Annotated in this window: 17 protein-coding genes; 12 read left to right on the forward strand and 5 right to left on the reverse strand. The window is 43.3% G+C overall.

Annotated features, from left to right (window positions below; all coding sequences use genetic code 11):
* The first annotated feature begins 5 nt into the window (after positions 1-5).
* The 11 genes from L1999_RS11805 to L1999_RS11855 all read left to right on the forward strand — a co-directional run bounded on the left by L1999_RS11805 (position 6) and on the right by L1999_RS11855 (position 13,363).
* Entirely contained in the window at positions 6-1,211 is a 1,206-nt protein-coding gene (locus L1999_RS11805) for an acyl-CoA dehydrogenase family protein (protein ID WP_235743714.1), read from the forward strand.
* Between the two features lie 14 nt (positions 1,212-1,225).
* Entirely contained in the window at positions 1,226-1,999 is a 774-nt protein-coding gene (locus L1999_RS11810) for an SDR family oxidoreductase (RefSeq protein ID WP_235743715.1), read from the forward strand.
* Positions 2,000-2,191: 192 nt separating this feature from the next.
* The gene (locus tag L1999_RS11815; protein WP_235743716.1) at positions 2,192-3,361 is read left to right on the forward strand and encodes a thiolase family protein; all 1,170 of its coding nucleotides are present in this window, start codon (positions 2,192-2,194) and stop codon (positions 3,359-3,361) included.
* Between the two features lie 99 nt (positions 3,362-3,460).
* Positions 3,461-4,042, forward strand: a complete 582-nt coding sequence (locus L1999_RS11820; protein ID WP_235743717.1) for a TetR/AcrR family transcriptional regulator — start codon at positions 3,461-3,463, stop codon at positions 4,040-4,042.
* Between the two features lie 18 nt (positions 4,043-4,060).
* Entirely contained in the window at positions 4,061-5,728 is a 1,668-nt protein-coding gene (locus L1999_RS11825; protein WP_235743718.1) for a long-chain fatty acid--CoA ligase, read from the forward strand.
* 111 nt (positions 5,729-5,839) lie between these two features.
* The gene (locus L1999_RS11830) at positions 5,840-6,775 is read left to right on the forward strand and encodes an MBL fold metallo-hydrolase (RefSeq protein WP_235744329.1); all 936 of its coding nucleotides are present in this window, start codon (positions 5,840-5,842) and stop codon (positions 6,773-6,775) included.
* Positions 6,776-6,809: 34 nt separating this feature from the next.
* Positions 6,810-8,327, forward strand: a complete 1,518-nt coding sequence (locus tag L1999_RS11835) for a long-chain-fatty-acid--CoA ligase (RefSeq protein WP_235743719.1) — start codon at positions 6,810-6,812, stop codon at positions 8,325-8,327.
* Positions 8,328-8,352: 25 nt separating this feature from the next.
* Positions 8,353-9,246 (forward strand): R2-like ligand-binding oxidase, encoded by an 894-nt coding sequence (locus L1999_RS11840; RefSeq protein WP_235743720.1) that lies wholly within the window; start codon positions 8,353-8,355, stop codon positions 9,244-9,246.
* Positions 9,247-9,516: 270 nt separating this feature from the next.
* Positions 9,517-11,040 (forward strand): aldehyde dehydrogenase family protein, encoded by a 1,524-nt coding sequence (locus L1999_RS11845; protein WP_235743721.1) that lies wholly within the window; start codon positions 9,517-9,519, stop codon positions 11,038-11,040.
* Between the two features lie 19 nt (positions 11,041-11,059).
* A complete protein-coding gene (locus tag L1999_RS11850; RefSeq protein ID WP_235743722.1) occupies positions 11,060-12,268 on the forward strand; it encodes an iron-containing alcohol dehydrogenase in 1,209 nt (402 codons plus the stop codon).
* A 159-nt stretch (positions 12,269-12,427) separates the two neighbouring features.
* Positions 12,428-13,363: a manganese-dependent inorganic pyrophosphatase gene (locus tag L1999_RS11855; protein ID WP_235743723.1), complete on the forward strand. Its 936-nt coding sequence runs from the start codon at positions 12,428-12,430 to the stop codon at positions 13,361-13,363.
* A gap of 248 nt (positions 13,364-13,611) precedes the next feature.
* Here the strand turns inward: L1999_RS11855 and L1999_RS11860 are convergent, their stop codons facing one another.
* From L1999_RS11860 to L1999_RS11870, 3 genes are all read right to left on the reverse strand, one after another.
* Positions 13,612-14,367 (reverse strand): hypothetical protein, encoded by a 756-nt coding sequence (locus tag L1999_RS11860; RefSeq protein ID WP_235743724.1) that lies wholly within the window; start codon positions 14,365-14,367, stop codon positions 13,612-13,614.
* Between the two features lie 124 nt (positions 14,368-14,491).
* Positions 14,492-15,313, reverse strand: coding sequence for a Cof-type HAD-IIB family hydrolase (locus L1999_RS11865; protein ID WP_235743725.1), 822 nt, complete (start codon positions 15,311-15,313; stop codon positions 14,492-14,494).
* A 276-nt stretch (positions 15,314-15,589) separates the two neighbouring features.
* Positions 15,590-17,047 carry an aldehyde dehydrogenase family protein gene (locus tag L1999_RS11870; protein WP_235743726.1) on the reverse strand — a complete coding sequence of 486 codons (1,458 nt, stop codon included), beginning with the start codon at positions 17,045-17,047 and terminating at the stop codon, positions 15,590-15,592.
* Between the two features lie 209 nt (positions 17,048-17,256).
* Here L1999_RS11870 and L1999_RS11875 point away from each other — a divergent pair, with 209 nt between their 5' ends.
* Positions 17,257-17,940 carry a Dph6-related ATP pyrophosphatase gene (locus L1999_RS11875; protein ID WP_235743727.1) on the forward strand — a complete coding sequence of 228 codons (684 nt, stop codon included), beginning with the start codon at positions 17,257-17,259 and terminating at the stop codon, positions 17,938-17,940.
* Between the two features lie 48 nt (positions 17,941-17,988).
* On the opposite strand, the gene L1999_RS11880 is transcribed toward L1999_RS11875, so the two are convergent.
* Both L1999_RS11880 and L1999_RS11885 read right to left on the reverse strand, forming a co-directional pair.
* Positions 17,989-18,924, reverse strand: a complete 936-nt coding sequence (locus tag L1999_RS11880; protein WP_235743728.1) for an amidohydrolase family protein — start codon at positions 18,922-18,924, stop codon at positions 17,989-17,991.
* A 40-nt stretch (positions 18,925-18,964) separates the two neighbouring features.
* Entirely contained in the window at positions 18,965-19,741 is a 777-nt protein-coding gene (locus L1999_RS11885; RefSeq protein WP_235743729.1) for an IclR family transcriptional regulator, read from the reverse strand.
* Between the last annotated feature and the right edge of the window lie 17 nt (positions 19,742-19,758).

Below are 19,758 nucleotides of genomic sequence, written 5' to 3' on the forward strand. Positions count from 1 at the left end.
ATCTAATGAATTTTAGTTATTCCGATAAGGTCCAAGAACTGCAGAAAAAGCTGACAGACTTTATGGACGTTTATGTTTATCCAAATGAAAAGCTCTATCATGAGCAAATTGATAAAACTGACCCTTTTTTAAAAATTCCTCCTATTATGGAGGAGCTTAAAGAAAAGGCGAAACAGCACGGATTATGGAATTTGTTTTTACCAGAGAGTGAATTTGGTGCTGGTTTGACAAACATGGAATACGCACCGCTTTGTGAAATTATGGGTCGTTCAGCAATTGCCCCGGAAGTCTTCAACTGTGCGGCACCTGACACCGGTAATATGGAGGTTCTGGTTCGTTACGGGACAGAAGCTCACAAAGAACAATGGCTGAAGCCGCTATTAGCAGGAGAAATCCGCTCCTGTTTTTCGATGACAGAGCCCGATGTCGCTTCCTCTGATGCGACTAATATTCAAGCGAGTATTGTCCGTGATGGGGAAGAATATATTGTGAACGGGACCAAATGGTGGTCATCAGGGGCTGGAGATCCCCGCTGTAAGATTGCGATTGTCATGGGGAAAAATGACCCGTCTGCCCCGACGCATGAACAGCAATCTATGATTCTAGTTCCTTTAGAAAGTCCAGGCGTGACAATTAAGCGGATTTTACCAGTGTTTGGCTATGACCACGCACCGCACGGTCATGCAGAAATTGAATATAATAATGTCCGCGTTCCGGCTACTAATATCCTCTGGGGGGAAGGAAAGGGGTTTGCGATCGCACAGGGACGGCTTGGACCAGGCAGAATCCATCACTGTATGAGAACGATTGGTGCCGCAGAACGGGCTTTAGAAGAATTATGTAAGCGTGTTCAAAGAAGGGTAGCTTTTGGTAAACGACTTTCAGATCAAGGGGTGATCCAAGAATGGATTGCTGAGGCGAGGATTGAGATTGAACAGGCCCGCTTGCTCACGCTGAAAGCAGCCTACATGATGGATACGGTTGGCAATAAAGAAGCAAAAGCAGAGATTGCGATGATTAAAGTGGTCGCCCCTAATATGGCGCTGAAAATTATTGATCGGGCCATTCAAGCATTTGGCGCGGCTGGGGTAAGTGAGGATACACCGCTTGCAGCCAGTTGGGCGAATATCCGCACGTTGAGATTAGCGGATGGTCCGGATGAAGTCCATAAGCGTGCGGTTGCCAGATACGAATTAAAAAAATACCGATAAGGAGGGAAACACAAGTGCATGTAAAACAACTTTTCGATTTAACTGGCAAGGTGGCGATTGTCACAGGCGGCGGCAGAGGGCTTGGTCAGCAGATTGCGGAAGGATTTGCGGAAGCCGGGGCAAATGTGGTCGTCTGTTCTCGTACGGTGGAAGCTTGTGAGGAAGTGAGTTTAGCGCTAAGAAAGCTTGGTGTGGATAGTCTAGCGGTGAAATGCGATGTCTCCAATCCGGATGATGTCCGCAATGTGGTCGAACGGACGGTTGAGAAATTTGGCCGAATTGACATTCTCGTCAACAACAGCGGCGCCTCCTGGGGAGCACCGGTAGAGGAGATGCCGCTTGAGGCATGGCAAAAAGTAATCAATGTAAATGTGACGGGTACCTTCCTGATGTCTCAGGCGGTTGGGAAAGTGATGCTCGAGCAAAAATCCGGAAAAATTATAAATATTGCCTCGGTTGCCGGGTTAAAGGGAAGCAACCCTAAGGTGATGAACGCAATTGGCTATAATTCCAGTAAAGGGGCGGTTATTACCTTTACGAAGGATTTGGCCGTAAAGTGGGGTCCAAAGGGAATCTATGTGAACGCGATTGCGCCAGGGTTTTTCCCAACGAAGATGTCAAAGGGACTCTTGGATATGGGCGGGGAAGCGATTCTCGAAGGGACGCCGCTGCGGAAGTTTGGCTCGGATACGGATATGAAGGGGGTCGCGTTGTTTTTGGCATCGCCGGCTTCTGATTTTGTGACGGGGGATGTTTTAGTGGTCGATGGCGGGGCGCATGCGATGTGACTTGCGGATGGGTGTCTCCAACTTGCGGATAGGCAACTTTCATTTGCGTATAACACAAGCCAACTTGCGAAAAACAAATCAAATAAAAAAATAGATAGAAAAAAGGTATCCGGAGGTCGCTTAGAAGCTAACCAAAATAAAAAAACAATCTGAGCACGGTCAAACCACTAATTAAAGGGAGGATTCCACTCAATGAAAAGAGACGCAGTCATCGTTTCCGCGGTCCGGACAGCAATTGGCCGCCAAGGCAGCGCTTTGGCTAGTGTGCCTGCCCATATCCTAGGTGCAGAAGCCATCAAGGAAGCGGTAAAAAGAGCTACAATAAATCCTGAAATCATCGACGATGTCATTTTTGGCAATGTCCTCTCTGGTGGAGGTAATATTGCTAGATTAACAGCATTACAAACAGGACTATCAATTAATCTACCAGGATTAACAATAGATAGGCAATGCGGCTCTGGTATTAACGCCATTACTCTTGCTGCGCAGGCCATTCGTGCCGGCGAAGGGGATGTCTATATTGCCGGAGGAACTGAAAGCATGAGCAGGGCACCATATTTGCTAGACCGTCCTGAAAAACCATATAGTCCGATGCCGCCGAGCTTTCGAAAATCACAGCTGTCTCCAAAAGAAATCGGTGACCCGCCAATGGGAATTACGGCTGAAAACCTCGTTGAAAAATATGGCATTCCCAGAAAAGAACAAGATGAATTCGCCTATCAAAGCCAGCAGCGGATGGCTCGTGCCATGGTGGAGGGACGATTTGATGCGCAAATTGTTCCAATCGCGATTCCAACCAAAAAGGGAGAGCCGATTATTTTTCAAAAGGATGAACATCCAAGACCGCAAACAACCTTAGAAGCCCTAGAAAAGCTGCAACCCGCCTTTTTAAAAGGTGGAACCGTAACAGCAGGCAATAGCTCAGGCTTAAATGATGCGGCGTCGGCGCTTATCATCATGTCGAGGGAAAAAGCGGAGGAATTAAAGCTAACACCGCTGGCCGTGGTCCGTGACTATGCAGTAGCAGGAGTAGACCCAAACATCATGGGGATTGGACCGGTCCCGGCCGTGAGAAAAGTCATAAAAAAATCAGGTCTAAGCTTAGAGCAGATGGACCTAATTGAAATCAATGAAGCCTTTGCGGCGCAGGTTTTGGCCTGTAACCGAGAACTAGAAATGGATCTTGAAAAGGTAAATGTCAACGGAGGAGCGATTGCCCATGGACACCCGCTTGGGGCAACAGGTGCGATTTTGGTAACCAAAGCCGTCTATGAGCTGCAGCGTTCCCAAGGAAGGTATGCCTTAATAACCGCTTGTATCGGAGGCGGACAGGGAATCGCCACGATCATTGAACGTGAATAGCCCCCTCTCATATTGATAGGTAACAGTAAAAGTCATCAGTAGCGCTGGTCGGGGAGTGCGGTTGGTTCCTGCTGGCGTACTACCGAAAGGAACAATCCTATGAAACATAAATTAATCGAAACAGGGATCCAGTTGTTTGATCAAAATGGATTTAAGTCAACATCTGTGCAGGATATTGTTCAATTATTGGGGGTGACGAAGGGGACCTTTTATTATTATTTTAACAGTAAAGAAGAGCTGTTGAAGGACATCCATCTGATCTATATTGAAGAACTTGTCCAACAGCAGGAAAAAATCATCAAAAATCGGCAAACAAGCTTTACAAAAAAGTTGTATGAGATTGTGACGCTTTTAATTCGAAACATCAGAACCGAGCGGCAAAGCGCCAGAATTTTTACAAGAGAGATGCGCCATCTAAGTGGCCATTACTTAGAAGAAATCAAAGATAAACGAAATCAGTTTCGAAAAAATATGCAAAGATTAATTGAAGCTGGGATGCAGCAAGGTGAATTCAAATCAGGATTGCCTTCCGATATTTTAACAATGGGAATCCTCGGGATCACCAACTGGAGTTATTACTGGTATAACCCAGATGGTGAGGTGTCCGAGGAAAAGATTGTCGACATTTTCGTCCAGATGATCCTCAATGGTATATCTATTAATGATAGCGTTTACAACTAATTGCTAGGAGAGATGTTAATGGTTACTCTTCACTATCCATTTTGGCCTAAAATCTCTAAATCTTTAAAAGTTCCGTCCACTTCACTATATGAGAACCTCAAAGTCAGCGCGGATCGTTATCCGGACCAGAATGCCATTATTTACTATGGCAATAAAATATCTTACGAACAGCTCGATGCTGAGGTTAATGCGCTTGCCGGATTCTTAGAACACAAGTTAGGTGTCCAGACTGGGGATAAGGTATTGCTCTTCATGCAAAATTCTCCGCAATTTGTGATTGGCTATTATGCGATCCTCCGGGCCAATGCGGTTGTAGTGCCAATTAACCCGATGCTGGTGACAGACGAACTCGAGTTTTATGTGCGAGATTGCGAGATTAAGACGGCGTTCGCAGGCCAGGAATTATATGATCGTATCAGTCCGCTCCTCGGAAAAACAACCTTAGAAAATTTGGTGATCGCCGCTTATTCCGATTATGCCGGCGAAGGATTTGCTGGCATGCTTCCACAAGAAGTGGAAGCTGCAAGGTTCAACTTTACTCAAGGTGGACACTATCTATGGAATCAGGCCATTGCTGCAGGTCTGTCACCTTCCGAACATACAGCCAAGGGTGACGACCTGGCCTGTCTGCCATACACTTCTGGAACAACCGGTCTGCCTAAGGGATGTATGCATACAAATCGAACAGTGAATGCCAACACGGTGGGGGCCTTTCATTGGTCATCAACGACGACAAATGCTGTTCATCTTATGTCACTGCCGCTCTTTCATGTAACAGGAATGGTCCATAGTATGCATATGCCTATTTTTAGCGGAAGTACAATGGTCATTTTAACTAGATGGAACCGTGAAATGGCAGTAGATCTAATTATAAATTTAGGCTGTACCCATTGGGTGACGATTGCTACGATGATTGTCGATTTTCTAGCCAATCCGAATTTGAAGAAGAAAGATATTGCAACCTTAACCTCGATTTCAGGCGGGGGAGCTGCCTTACCGGAAGCAGTTGGTGAAAAATTATTTAACCTCTCTGGATTGCGGTTCGTAGAAGGGTATGGATTATCGGAAACTATTGCTCAGACTCATTTCAACCCGCCAGATCGGCCAAAAATGCAATGCCTGGGCATTCCGTCCTTTGATGTGGATGCTAGAATCATTGAACCAACAACAGGCAAAGAACTGGGTGTTGGCGAGATTGGCGAAATTATTGTCAACGGCCCACAGGTCATGGTCGGTTATTATAACCGCGACGATGAAAATAGAAGTTCTTTTATAGAAATCGATGGAAAAACGTTTTTTAGAACAGGCGATATTGGCCGATATGATGAAGAAGGCTATTTCTTTATGGTTGACCGGGTAAAACGGATGATCAATGCCTCTGGTTTTAAAGTATGGCCAACCGAAGTGGAATCCTATCTTTATAAACATCCTGCCATTCAGCAGGCTTGTGTAGTCGGAGTTCCTGATCCACGAAGAGGTGAAACTGTTAAAGCGTTTGTCATTTTAAATGCAGGTTATGAAGGGAAAATCAGTGAGGATGAAATCGTTGAATGGGCGAAACAGCATATGGCGGCCTATAAATATCCAAGGAAGATTGAATTTAGAAATCAATTTCCAATGACCCCGAGCGGAAAAATATTATGGCGCACCCTTCAAGAAGAAGAAAAGGTAAAAGCACAGCATTAAGATGAATCAGGAGGAGGTCACCCGTTTGGACCATCCTCACCCTAAAGCTCTCTTCGACAAAGGATTAGCCGCACAGTTTAAGAAGAAGGGAGGGGCTGTTTTTTGTTGAAAATGATCCCCCTTGTATTGGAAACCGACTTTGCCGAAGGGACGGTTAATGCCTTTTTGGCAGTGGGCGAAAAGGTGACTTTAATCGATACAGGGAATCCTGGACAAGAGTCGTTCAAACAACTCAAGACAAAACTACATAAACATGGTGTTACATTGCAGGATCTAGACAAGATCATCCTGACTCACATCCATATTGATCATGCGGGCGGCATTCCTTCCATTCAAGAGGAAACGGATCTTCCGATTTTTGTTCATGAACAGGCAAAAGGATCAATCAATACTGGTATCCATAAGTTTAATAGCGACCAGCAGTTTTTCCAGCAGTTTCTGTTGTCCTGCGGGGCCGATCCCTCCAAACACATTGTGCAGCGCGGATTTAAGGAGGAAAATTGGCGAAATGTTCATTTTTTAAACGAAGGAGAGTCCGTTTCAATTGGGGGCGAACCGTTTGAAGTGATTTATGTGCCGGGTCATAGTCAATCCGACCTGTTATTGTGGAATTCTGAAACGGGGGATGTCTTTGCGGGTGACCATTTAATCAAGGCATTTTCTGTCAACGCCTTCATTGAACCACCATCATCGGACGAAGAAGAGCGGCCCAAGCCGTTATTACAATACCGAAACTCGCTAGAAAAAATCAGCCGGCTTCCACTTAAAACCATTTACCCTGGCCATGGCGAGCCCTTTACTAATCACATCGATTTAATTCAAACACGAATGCAAGAGCAGGAAAAACGTTGTGAACAGATATTAAACATTATCGCCAATACTCGAAAAAGTATTTTTGAAATTTGTACAGTGATGTACCCGCGGCTAACAGGAAAGATGATCTTTTTAGGTTTGTCGCAAATTCAAGGTCATTTAGATTTATTGGAAGCGCGGGATAAGGTCGGCTTTGTTCAAAATGGATCGATCGTAGAGTATTTTGCTATTTAGAGAGATTCTTCATTCTACTTAAGGAGAGGATTCCGTGAAGCTAAAGGATCTGCTTGAGACCAACATTGCGGATTTTGGAGAGTATCCATTCTTATTTTTCAAGGAGAGAACCTATACCAATCTAGAAACCAGACGATATGCAGACCAGTTTGCTGCCGGCCTGCGAAGAATGGGAATTGCAAAAGGTGACCGAGTCATGATTTGTATGCCGAACTGCCCGGAAGTCCTCTTTGCCTATCAGGGGGTAACAAGAGCTGGGGCCATAATTGTACCTGTTATGTTTACCCTTCATCCAAAAGAACTTCATTATATTTCCAGAAATTCTGGAGCGAAAGCAGTTATAACTTCTTCTTATGTCCTTCAAAATGTTGAAAAATCGTTAGAAGCTTTGCCTGAAAGACCTGCAGTCATTGTAACCGATCTCCCATCAAATGAGAATCTAACAAACTTTTATGATTGTATGAACCAAGCCGAGTCCGATTTAGTGGATGACGGTAACGTGGACGATACAGCAGTTATCTTATACACATCTGGGACAACGGGAAACCCGAAAGGAGTCTTGTTAACCCATAAAAATTTATTTTCAAATGCTTTAAATTCAGCGAAGCACAATGATACAGAAAGGGGCACCACCTTGGGCGTTCTCCCGCTTGCCCACGTTTATGGATTAACGGTTTCCAACGTATGTTACCTCACCGGCAGTGCGATTGATGTTTTTTCCAGCTTTGACGTCAAAGAGGTATTCAAAGCAATCGAGACCTATCGCGTACGGACCTTTTCAGCTGTGCCCGCGATGATTCATGCGATGGTTTCCTACCCAAATGCGGATGACTATGATACTTCAAGTCTAGAATCAGTAGGATCGGGATCGGCACCGCTGCCGGTTGCCCTTTTGAATGCCTTCCAACAAAAGTTCGGTGCCAAAGTGCTTGAAGGCTATGGACTATCAGAAGCTGCACCGGTTGTAACTGCTCACAGTAAACGAATAGAGGTTAAACCAGGTTCTGTCGGTGTGCCAATCCCTGGAGTCGCTATCAAAATTATCGATGAAAACGGGGTGGAGGTTCCGGCCGGCGAGGTCGGTGAATTAGTCGTCCGTGGTGATAATGTTACACCTGGTTACTATCAAAATCAGGAAGAAACCGACCGAGTGTTAAAAGATTCTTGGTTATTTACAGGGGACATGGCCCGGGTTGATGATGAAGGCTACCTGTATATAGTTGACCGGAAAAAGGATCTAGTTATTCGCGGCGGTTTTAATGTCTATCCGCGTGATGTCGAGGAAATCTTAAATGGTCATCAGGCTGTGTTTGAAGCCGCTGTAGTTGGAGTTCCTGATGAACGAATGGGAGAGGAATTGGTCGCCTGTGTGGTAAAGCAACCAGGTAACGAGGTAACGGAAGAGGAGTTAATTCGCTATTGTCAGGAACACCTGGCAAAAAACAAAACACCGAGAAGAGTTATTTTCCTAGAGGCACTGCCGCGAAATGGGGTCGGTAAAATTTTAAAGACCCATCTGCGCAAGACGGCTTCAGATATTGTGATTCGTTAAGACCAAACGGAGGGGAGATTTTACGATGGAAAAAAGAACGATTCTAACGACAAGCACTAGGGGATTGCTGGAAGAATCATTCCCATATCGTCTTTATCAAAAAGCAAAACGCTTAGGTACATGGAATCCGGCAGATATCGATTTTACACAGGATCAAAAGGATTGGAAGTCGATGACAGCTGAACAGCAAGAGGATATCCTCCGCTTAATTTCTCAATTTCAAGCGGGTGAGGAGGCAGTTACATTAGATTTACTGCCACTAATGATGGCGATTGCCAAAGAAGGACGGCTGGAAGAAGAAATGTTTTTAACGACCTTTTTATATGAGGAGGCAAAACACACAGAGTTCTTCCGGTTGGTCTTGAATGCAATCGGCGAGAAGGGCGATTTGTCCCATTTTCATACGGAAACCTATCAAAAGATTTTCTATGAAATTCTGCCGACAGCGATGGGCCGCCTTGTGACCGATCAATCCCCAGAGGCTATTGCTGAAGCATCTGTGGTCTATAACATGTTTGTGGAAGGTGTCTTGGCGGAAACTGGCTACTTTTCTTTTTATGCGGCGCTTGAAACAGCTGGGATTATGCCAGGGCTTTTAGAAGGGATTGGAAATTTAAAGAAGGATGAGTCACGCCATATCGGCTATGGCACATTCCTGTTGCAGCGTTTGATTTGTGAACACCCGCATCTATTTGATTTTGTTGCTGCCAAAATGGGGGAACTGACCCCATTAGCGATTCGGCTCAATCAGGAGGGCATTGCAGGAAGGGAGGTTAGTGCATTCGGAGGCAATCCTGATGACGTGATGAATTTTACGCTCAAACAGTTATCTGTTCGAATGGAAATTTTAGCGAGGGCAAGAGGCAAAAAGATCGAAGAGATTTATAGATATACAGATAGTGAGTTAGGTGTGTTGTAGGATGAATGAAATGATGAGGTAATTGTGCCCGTTTTAGGAGGGAAAAGCTAGTTGACGGTCACAAAAAGAAATAATTGTGACCGTTTTAGTGATGAAAGTTCATTGCTGGTCAGAAAAGAATTTTATTGTGCCCATGGCTGCCTGGTATAGAGGTGCTTCGGTCACAAAAAAGAGTTTTTATGCCCATACAGGTCTAGTTGGACGGTAAAGTGGTCCAAATAAAACTCAAAATATGCCCTAAAAAAACAGTTAGCAGAGGAGGAAGAAATAATGACAGTAAATGTAGACGTACAAACCTTTCCCCACTTTATCAATGGAAAGTGGGAGCAAGCGAGCATCGGGGAAACCTTTGATGTGTTCAATCCCGCAACCGGGGAGCTTGTGGCGAAAGTAGCAAAAGGGACCGAAAAGGATGTGGACATTGCCGTAAAAGCTGCCCGCGCCGCTTTTGACAAGGGTGACTGGAAAACGATGAATCCAAAGGAACGTGCCAAAGTACTCTATGCCATTTCGTATAAAATCGCCGAGCATGCCCAAGAACTAGCATACTTAGAAGCAATCAGTTCAGGCGGGACAGTAAGGCGGATTGGCAATAGCGATATTTTACAAATGGTCGACTTGTTTCAGACACTCGCCAACTTTACCGTAGAATATTCCTTCTCAGAAACGCTTCCGGTTCCGCCATTCCCGGGACCTGCACATAACTTCATTTGGCGTGAACCAATCGGTGTATGTGCGGCCATTACTCCATGGAACCTCCCAATGGTCATCGCAACATGGAAAATAGCGCCTGCACTCGCAATGGGTAATACGATCGTCATCAAGCCAGCTAGTTACACCCCTCTTTCTACCTTAAAATTAGCAGAGATTATTTCAGAAGTGGTCCCGCCAGGTGTCATCAATGTTGTTACTGGAGGAGGTAGGGAAGTTGGAGAAGCCTTAGTCAACCATCCGCAGGTCGATAAGGTTGCTTTTACTGGCTCAACAGAGGTCGGCAGAAGAATTATGGGGCTTGCTGCCGGCACGATTAAAAACACAACCTTGGAGCTTGGAGGAAAATCGCCCAATATCCTCTTGGAGGACGCGGACCTGAATATTGCGCTGCCAGGGAGCCTTTTCGGTGTATTCCTTCATTCCGGTCAGCTGTGTGAGTCTGGAACACGTTTATTTGTACCCGATAAACTCTATGATCAAGTGGTAGCCGGACTTGCTGCCCTCGCCGGCAAACTAAAACTAGGCAATCCTCTCGACCCGGCAACAGATGTCGGGCCAGTGATTTCAAAGAAACAAAAAGAAACGATTCTCTCTTATATTGAGTCTGGTAAGCAAGAAGGGGCAACACTTGTCTGCGGCGGTAAGGAAGTGATCGTCCCTGGCTGTGAGCAAGGTCACTTTATCGAGCCGACGATTTTTACCAATGTCACAAATGATATGAAAATTGCTCAGGAGGAGATATTTGGACCAGTCCTTTGTGTGATCCGTTATTCAGACCTAGATGAAGCGATTCAAATGGCTAATGATACGATTTATGGATTAGCCGCAGGTGTCTGGACACGTGATGTGAATAAAGCCTATGAGGTTGCTAGGAAACTTCAAGCGGGTGTTGTCTGGATCAACGACTGGCATATGCTCCGCAGCGATGCACCGTTTGGCGGTTATAAGCAAAGCGGAATCGGTCGGGAGATGGGCAAGCATTCACTTGATGCCTATACACAAGTAAAGCATGTTCATACCTCCATGTCCCCTGAATTGGATAGACGCAACTGGTATGGAATTCTGTTTGGCCAAAACTAATGAAGAGGTGAAGAAGATTATGAAAACAACTCTATCACAGTTTATGTTACGTACTGGTATTTACAGCGGATCAAATTCTCGGGCAATGGTGCCAAGTTTATTTGCCGGTCTTGGCGCAAAACGGGTCCTGCTCTTAAGTGACCGCGGTTTAGAAAAAGCCGGTATTGTTGAAAAAGTAGCGTCGATTTTTGAATTGACTGGTCACGGGTCTGGACCGCAGATTGTCGGAACCTACTTGGACATTGCTCAGGATGCCGAAAGCCGCTGCATTAATGATGCGGTCCGCTATGTGAAGGAAGTGGGAGCTGATAGTTTACTAGCGGTAGGCGGCGGTAGTGTACTAGATACTGTCAAAGGGGTTAAGTATGCTCTTCATAAAGGCTTATCGGATATAAAAGAAGCTATTCCAGGCGGCTTATTATATGAGCAATTTCCGAAAGCAAACTATATCCCCATCCCGCATATTGCGATTCCGACTACTGCGGGAACAGGATCAGAAGTTTCGCCGATTGCCGTTATTTTTAATGAAGACATTCAAATGAAGACGAATATCATTAATCCATTTATAAATGCCGATTTGGCGATATTGGATCCTGATTTAACCGTTGGCCTGCCACCTGTGATTACCGCCTTTACAGGTTTTGATGCTTTGACACATGCGATTGAAGCACTAGCATCACCAACAGCGACAGGTCTAACGGACGCCTATGCCCTGCATGCGATCAGATTGATTGAAAAAAATCTTCCGGTGGTAGTAGATGATGGCGGCAATTTAGATGCTCGAATGGATTTATTGCAGGCAAGTCTAATGGGAATTACTGCGTTTAGTTTTGCACTTAATGCGATCCCTGTTCATAATATGGCCCATGCCTATGGTGCCTTGTTCCGAATTCCACATGGGTTAGCCAATGCCGTCTTTTTACCGGTGGTGATGGAGCTTGTTCCGCAATTGTATTTGCCAAAGGCTGCAGAACTTGCCCAGGCATTGGATGTCGATGTAAAGGATGATACCCCTCAAACGGCGCTTGCTAAAGTGATAGATAAAATAAGATGGCTGCAGCAAAGCGTCGGATTGCCAGCAGACTTTAAGCAGTATACTATTAGTGAAGAGGACTTGGCCGCAACGATTCCGGCTGTCATGAAGGACCCTGCTGCGCTTAGCTTCCCAATGCCGCCTAAATTAATTACTGCGATTGGACAGAGGGTTGTCCCTGTAACAGTAAAATAAGGATTGAACATAAACAAAGGTACTCTGCTTAGCATACCTTTGTTTCTTTTTGTAGTTTTTGCTTTGTATCCATATACATCTTGATATATAATTTGCAATAGGGTCCTTTTTAGTATTGGATTGATTTACATAAAATTTTTAATGAGTAGGAGTAGTAAAATGGAAAAAGTCCTTATTTTCGGTCATAAAAACCCAGACACCGATACAATCTGTTCGGCAATTGCCTATGCAGATTTGAAAAAACAATTAGGCGTAGACGCCGAACCAGTTCGTCTTGGTCAAATCAATGGCGAAACACAATTTGCGCTTACAACCTTCAACGCTGAAGTTCCTCGCTTAGTGGAAGCTGTTGCGTCTGAAGTAAATGCAGTTATCTTGGTTGATCACAACGAACGCCAGCAAAGTGCAAATGATATTTCCGATGTTCGTGTTTTAGAGGTTATTGATCACCACCGTATCGCTAACTTTGAAACAAGTGATCCATTGTACTACCGCTGTGAGCCTGTTGGCTGTACCGCAACCATTTTAAATAAAATGTACAAAGAAAACGGTAAAGAAATTAAGAAAGAAATCGCTGGTCTTATGTTATCTGCGATCATTTCCGACTCTTTATTGTTCAAATCACCAACTTGCACGCCTGAAGACGTGGCAGCGGCTAAGGAATTAGCGGCAATTGCTGGTGTAGAGGCTGAAACGTATGGTTTGGAAATGTTAAAAGCAGGGGCGGACGTTCGTGATAAATCGATTGCTGACCTTCTAAGCCTTGATGCTAAAGAATTCGAGATGGGTTCAAGCAAAGTGGAAATTGCGCAAGTGAACGTGGTGGACACTGCTGATGTCCTAGGACGTCAAGCTGAATTAGAAGCGGCTATTTCCAACATTGTTGCAGATAAGAACCTAGATTTATTCTTGTTTGTAGTTACAGATATCTTAACAAATGATTCTGTTGGTTTAGCGATTGGAAGCAAAGCGGCTGCGGTTGAAAAAGCCTACAATGTTTCATTAGAAAATAATACAGCAACCTTAAAGGGCGTTGTATCACGTAAAAAACAAATTGTTCCTGTATTAACTGATATCTTTAATCAAGGGATCTAATAGAGTGCAAAACTAAAACCGATCATGCTTAGCATGGTCGGTTTTTTTGTGTTCTAGGAAATTATAGATTTACTACTTATGGATAACTTTTTACAGGGTTAGATACGTTCAGCTCCAGCGCCTAGCCCCTCGAGATCATAAGCCAATCCGTCCAAAAGGTTAAAGAGCAACCTTTCAGCCGGCTCGTCTTATGCTTGTCGGGGCTAACCAAGGCGCTTGCGCTTTTGTTCCTGTGGTTCGAAGGAAATTTATTCAACATCTTGCGTTTCTTCTTTCTTTTGATTCATTAAGAAAAATGTCAGCGGTTGTTCGGAGCCAGTCATTAATTTGTAGACATAAGATGAGGTAAGTTTATAGCCGTCCTCTATTTTTCCTGCCAAGTAATTAGTCCGTTCAAATAGAATGGATCGAATATGGTTTATTTGACGGGCTAGTTTATCTAATAATGCATCCTGCTGGTCAAGCCGCTCTAGCATTCCGCCGTGAATTTCTTCTTGCTTCGTAAGCTTTTCTGCTGCCTGTTTCTGCATCTCAAGTTGTTCTTGCATTTGTTGGGCAAGCTGTAGCTGAGTGTCTTCATTCTTATCTAAACGTTCTGCAATACTGTCACATGTCTTACTAATTTGACTGATTTGACCAGACAAGGATTCCCTTACTTGTGTTTCCTTTTCAATAATAGCCTCTAAATGGACATTCTTTTCATGTAGAGAATGTAAATTGGTGACCATTTCGTTTTCAAATTTCTGCTGTCTAAACGTACTATTCTTTAAGTCGCTTAGTTGATAATCTACCTGTTTCCATTGGGTATTCTGAGCATCAGTTTGCTCCTTGTACCGTATCTGAAGTTCCGATAATGCCTGGTTCAGAGCTGTATTCGCCTTTTGCTGCTCCATAATTAGTTCAGTTAGGAAATCTTGCCTTGCTTCCACTTGATTTGTTTCCTTCAATTGATTGCTATTTTTGAATAAATTCGGATGTTCCTTCTTATTAATGAATAGTCCCATACCTCTCTCCGCCTTTTATTTGTTAGATTGTGATAGTTTATGCAAAGCGATTGAATCTGGGGACATGATTGGGCTAGGGAACATGATAAAACAAAAAACGCTTGGAATATCCAAGCGTTTGGAATCAAACAATGACGGGCGTATTTAAAACAAATTTCTCTACAACTTTTGCTACACCATCATTCATATTAGAGTCTGTCACATAATTTGCTTGATCCTTAATATCTTGCGGCGCATTACCCATGGCAACACCAAGTCCAGCGAACTCAATCATCGCTAAATCGTTGTAGCTGTCTCCAATGGCAATCACTTCTTCGCGCTTAATACCAAGTTGTCCGATTAACTGATTTAGGCTGGTTCCTTTTGTAACTCCTTTTTCCGTAAATTCCAAAAAGAACGGTTTTGAACGCATCACACTGAGTTCCTCCGCCAATTCTTGCTGAAGCTTTTTCTCTACTTCGACAAGTTTATCAGGATCATCGACCATTAACACTTTTACAACCGGTTCATTGACCGACTCAACAAAACTGTCGACCTCCAAGACATCCAAGCCGGTAATTTCAGCTTCTATATTGGTATATTGATTTCCTGCCTCGGTAACAATCAAATCGCCAACATAGGTGTGAATAAACACATCTTCACGGCGGCTTAGTTCATATATTTGGTGCGCGGTTTCTGGGGATAATGTGCTGCTAAAAAGCTCTTCACCTGTTTTATAGTTCGTTATTTTGGCACCATTGAAGGAAAGAATGAAGCTGCCATAATCTTTCAGGTTAAGTTCATCGGCAATAGCATACATGGCTGAGGTTGGACGCCCTGAAGCTAATACAACCTTTACACCTGCCTTTTGAGCATCCATTAACGCCTGTTTCGTGCGAGGGGAAATGGTGTGGTCGTCTTGGAGTAAAGTATCATCTAAATCTAGTACAATCATTTTATATGACATGTTTGATGTGTCCTTTCTATACTTTGGTCTTAACCCATCTTACTATAAATCTAGGAAAAAAACTTATTACAAATGAATCCAATTAAGAATTTGTTAAAGGGGAAGAGGTGAAGGTTTGTATTCCTTGCTCAGAATACGCCGAAAGAAGGGCTTTTCGAAAGGTAAAGTAGTTTAATAAACAACAAAAAAGAAAGAATGGATAGAAGAAAACTTCCAACCATTCTTAAGGTAATCTCTGTTTTCGGATTTATTTTTTCATTACGAGGATCCAGTTGATTAAAATGGGTACTGACGTTGTGTTGTCTGCACAGAAACCCATTTAGTTACCGTAAATTCATCTACAATCCAGGGATTGCCAAAACGCCCTAAGCCGCTCGCTTTATTTCCGCCAAATGGGATATTTGGAGCATCATTGACAGTTTGGTCATTGATATGTGTCATCCCACTGTCTATATTCAGCGCTAATTCTTCAGCGCGAGCCAAGTCACTTGTAAAAATAGATGAGCTTAGTCCATAAATGGTATCGTTGGCCATTTCGATTGCCTCATTATTAGTCGCTGCTTTAATAATTGTGGCAATCGGAGCAAATAGCTCGGTTTGCGCTAATTTACTGGAATTGTCTACATTGGTAAACACAAATGGTGTAAGGACATTCCCAACACGTTTCCCCTCTAAAGCAATGGTCGCGCCTTCTTGTTTAGCTGCTTCAATATATTGAAGCGCTTTTTCTAACTGCTTTTCGTTAATTAACGGGCCGATTACTGTGTTTGGATCACTCGGATCACCAAAGGAGAGACCCGTGGCACGGGCAACAAACTTGTCTACAAATTCATCGTATAGGTCCTGATGAACAATAATCCGATTAATAATCATACAGATTTGTCCTTGGTGAATAAATTTACCGAAAATCGCGGCATTCACTGCTTGATCGACATCAGCATCAGATAAGACAACAAAGGGGCTGTTACCTCCCAATTCAAGAGCTACCCGCTTTAAGTTTTGGCCAGCGATGGCTCCGATATGCCGGCCGACAGCAGAAGAGCCTGTAAAGCTAATCAGCTTTGGGTGAGGGTTGTTTAGCATTCCATCGCCAATTTCTTCGATGTCCGTTAGGATTACATTTAAAACTCCCTTTGGCAGGCCAGCATACTCAAATGCCTTCGCAATAATCGAACCACCCGAGAGACCAACCTGAATATCCGGCTTGTGAACAACACTATTACCTAAAGCAATGGCAGGAGCGATCGTCCGCATTGATAGATTCATAGGAAAGTTGAAGGGGGAAATAGAAGAAATGACTCCCAAAGGCAGACGATAAATGTGATTTAATTTTTCAGGAGACCCTGGAATCTCTCTTACTTTATAAACTTCGTCTGCATATTTGATCGCTTCCTCTAAAAATTCTAACGTCAGTTGAAACTCAACATGGGCCTTTAAAACAGTGCCGCCCGTTTCCCGCACGATCGTTTGAATACATTCTTCTTGGTTTGCCTTCAAGTATTCCGCTGCTTTTTGAAGAACGCCTCGCCGTTCTTCAACGGTCGACTTTGCCCAGAGTTTTTGTGCTTCTTTAGCCCTATCAAATGATTCATCCAGCTGCTCTTTTGACGCTAAACGAACTGTTGCAATAACCGAGCGATCATAAGGATTCAAAATATCATAAGTACGGCTGCTTTTTCCTTCGATCCATTCTCCATTAAGATAACTTTTATTTAAAACACTAACTGTTTGCATTTACAAGCCTCCTTCATTGGATAAATAAAAATGATTACGCTTACAAAAATAGCTAGAAGCAACATAGACAATATGTTGAATTATAGTAACAAAAAGCCAGGTTGTATATGCAACAGTTGCTCTATATGAAACAGATGAAAAAAGTTTCTAGATTTTATTGCACAAGGGAGATGAAAAGTCTGTTAACATACCATTAGGAGGGGAGTAGAATGAAAAAAACAGCCGTTTCCTTTAGTGGTAAGGATTCAACGTTGGCTTTACATGACCTATTAAGTTCAACAGAATATGAGGTCAAACTATTATTTTCAACGGTCACCGATGGATTTAATCGGACCAGTATTCATGGTGTAAGAGAAGAATTGCTAGAGGCCCAAGTAGAGTCTATCGGTCTTCCATTGATAAAAATCAGAATCCCGGAACACTGTTCAAATGAAGAATATGGAGCAATTATGCTGAAAGAAATGGATGCCATGAAGGAATTAGGGATTGACCATATCGCATTCGGCGACTTATTTTTGGAAGATGTACGCAAGTATAGGGAGGAAATGTTAAAGCCTGTAGGGATCACACCAGTATTCCCTTTATGGGGATTAAACACCTCGGAATTGATTCATCGCTTTCTTTCCCTAGGATATCGGACGATTACGACTTGTGTAGATTTGACTCGATTGTCTGAGGGTTTTTCAGGCAAGGAAATCACTCAATCATTTTTGGCGGACCTTCCAGTTGAGGTAGACCCTTGCGGGGAAAACGGGGAATACCATTCATTTGTTTTTGATGGTCCTATATTTAAAGAGCCTATTCGCTTTAAATTGGGCGAGAAAAAGTTTACCAACGACATCTATACTGGTCAAATAAGGTTCTGTTATACCGATTTAATTCCAAGCAAATGAAGCAGGGAGCTCCCTGCTTCATTTTTAACTAAACTAACTTTTTAAGTATTAATCGAGTAATGAACGAACGGCCAATTCATGATTTTCTGTGGGTGGCCAAACAGATAGGTCAAATGGATAATCAGAACCGGGGACAACACGATTCTCACCAACCGTGTTGATTAGGAAATCCAGGCTATCTTGGTTCCATAACACCGTATCATACCAAAAGCGTTTCAAGTATTCCGATGGTTTGGCCTTTAACTGGGATGAAACTTGCGGCCATTGGTTAAATCCCTTGTCCAGCCTGCCAATCTGGTAAGGAAGGAAACCGCCGCCATGGGCAAATAATATTTTCACTTTAGGAAACTGATCAATCAAACCACTTAACAAGAGGTCCGTTGCACAAACTGTAGTTTCCCAAGGAACTCCAATTAAATTAGGCATCATTCTTCTCTTTAAACGAGGGTCTTCGCATAGTAAGGGATGAATAAAAACAATTGCTTCCAACCGATTTGCCTCTTCAAAGAAGGGGGTGAAATATTCATCTGATAACATATGACCATCCAGACCAGGTCCGATGATAACCCCTTTAAGACCCAAATTCATGGCATCTTGTAAGACCTTTGCTGCTTTAATAGGATTGGTAAGTGGAACGGTTCCTAACGCTGAGAGTCTATTTGGCGACGTGTTGGTCCACTCGGCTAATGAACGATTATAAACATTGGATAGATCAAGCGTGATGTCTTCAGGAAAATCATACATAAAAAGCTGGGGGATCGGTGATAAAACGGAATGATCAACACCGGCTTTTGCCTGCTCGTCTAGGTATAATTCGCCATCCGTAAACGATTTCTTCAATTCGAAGCCCCATTTTTCGTTAACGACTAAGAAATCATCTTTACTTTCTTCTTTTTTTATCCATTTTGCATTTACTGTTTTTTGGTGATCCTTCAACCAACTTAAAACGTCCGATGGGATAAAATGAGTGTGAAAATCATACAACCGAAACAGCCCCTTTTTACTATTTTAAAATAATCGATTACTAACTTCGATAACCCATTCTTGTTGAAACCTCTTTTGCTGCACTCATGACCTTTTTTGCTAAACCTTGTATTTTATGCTGCTGTATTCGTTGGGTTGGCCCAACGACTGATAGTGCTGCAATGACCTTTCCTCTGTAATCAAAAATAGGGGCGGCGATGGAGGTTACCCCTTCCAAAATTTCTTCTGTACTACTGGCATAACCGTTTTCTTTCACTTGGTTTAAATATGTCCGAAGCTTTTGCGGGTTTGTGAGGGTATTCTGGGTGTATTTTTTCAAGCCTTTCGCAATGACCAGATTAACGACTTCTTCGGGAGAATGAGCAAGCAGGACCTTACCTGAACTCGTACAGTAAGGAGGATTTCGCTTACCGATATGGGTTAGGAAACGGACAGGATGATTACATTCAACCTTTTGGAGATAGATCACGTCTAACTGATCCAAAACTGAAATATGTGCCGTTTCCCCGATATTTTCCACCAACCGATTTAAGACAGGCTGTGATTCCCTGTAGATATCCATCTGACTGCTGACAATCCCACTTAACGATAAAATGGAAAGACCTAACCGATATTTCTTTGTTTCTGGATCTTTGAAAACAAACCCTTCGCTTGCAAGCGTTGTCATTGTTCGGCTGACTGTGCTTTTGTTAAGACCGAGCGCGGCAGATAGATCACTGATCTTTTTTTCGGGCTCATCCATGGTAAAAGATTGTAAGATCCGAAGGGCATTTTTTACAGAAGAAAGGTGACTTTCCTTCTCGATATTTGTGTCCACATGAAATCCCTCTTTCT

This window comes from Neobacillus drentensis (assembly GCF_021560175.1).
In the GTDB taxonomy this organism is placed as follows: domain Bacteria; phylum Bacillota; class Bacilli; order Bacillales; family Cytobacillaceae; genus Neobacillus; species Neobacillus drentensis_A.

Coding starts and splice junctions, on each gene's coding strand:
- L1999_RS11805 (WP_235743714.1), top strand. CDS start 6: ATGAATTTTAGTTATTCCGATAAGGTCCAAGAACTGCAGAAAAAGCTG.
- L1999_RS11815 (WP_235743716.1), top strand. CDS start 2,192: ATGAAAAGAGACGCAGTCATCGTTTCCGCGGTCCGGACAGCAATTGGC.
- L1999_RS11820 (WP_235743717.1), top strand. CDS start 3,461: ATGAAACATAAATTAATCGAAACAGGGATCCAGTTGTTTGATCAAAAT.
- L1999_RS11825 (WP_235743718.1), top strand. CDS start 4,061: ATGGTTACTCTTCACTATCCATTTTGGCCTAAAATCTCTAAATCTTTA.
- L1999_RS11830 (WP_235744329.1), top strand. CDS start 5,840: ATGATCCCCCTTGTATTGGAAACCGACTTTGCCGAAGGGACGGTTAAT.
- L1999_RS11840 (WP_235743720.1), top strand. CDS start 8,353: ATGGAAAAAAGAACGATTCTAACGACAAGCACTAGGGGATTGCTGGAA.
- L1999_RS11845 (WP_235743721.1), top strand. CDS start 9,517: ATGACAGTAAATGTAGACGTACAAACCTTTCCCCACTTTATCAATGGA.
- L1999_RS11850 (WP_235743722.1), top strand. CDS start 11,060: ATGAAAACAACTCTATCACAGTTTATGTTACGTACTGGTATTTACAGC.
- L1999_RS11855 (WP_235743723.1), top strand. CDS start 12,428: ATGGAAAAAGTCCTTATTTTCGGTCATAAAAACCCAGACACCGATACA.
- L1999_RS11860 (WP_235743724.1), bottom strand. CDS start 14,367: ATGGGACTATTCATTAATAAGAAGGAACATCCGAATTTATTCAAAAAT.
- L1999_RS11865 (WP_235743725.1), bottom strand. CDS start 15,313: ATGTCATATAAAATGATTGTACTAGATTTAGATGATACTTTACTCCAA.
- L1999_RS11870 (WP_235743726.1), bottom strand. CDS start 17,047: ATGCAAACAGTTAGTGTTTTAAATAAAAGTTATCTTAATGGAGAATGG.
- L1999_RS11875 (WP_235743727.1), top strand. CDS start 17,257: ATGAAAAAAACAGCCGTTTCCTTTAGTGGTAAGGATTCAACGTTGGCT.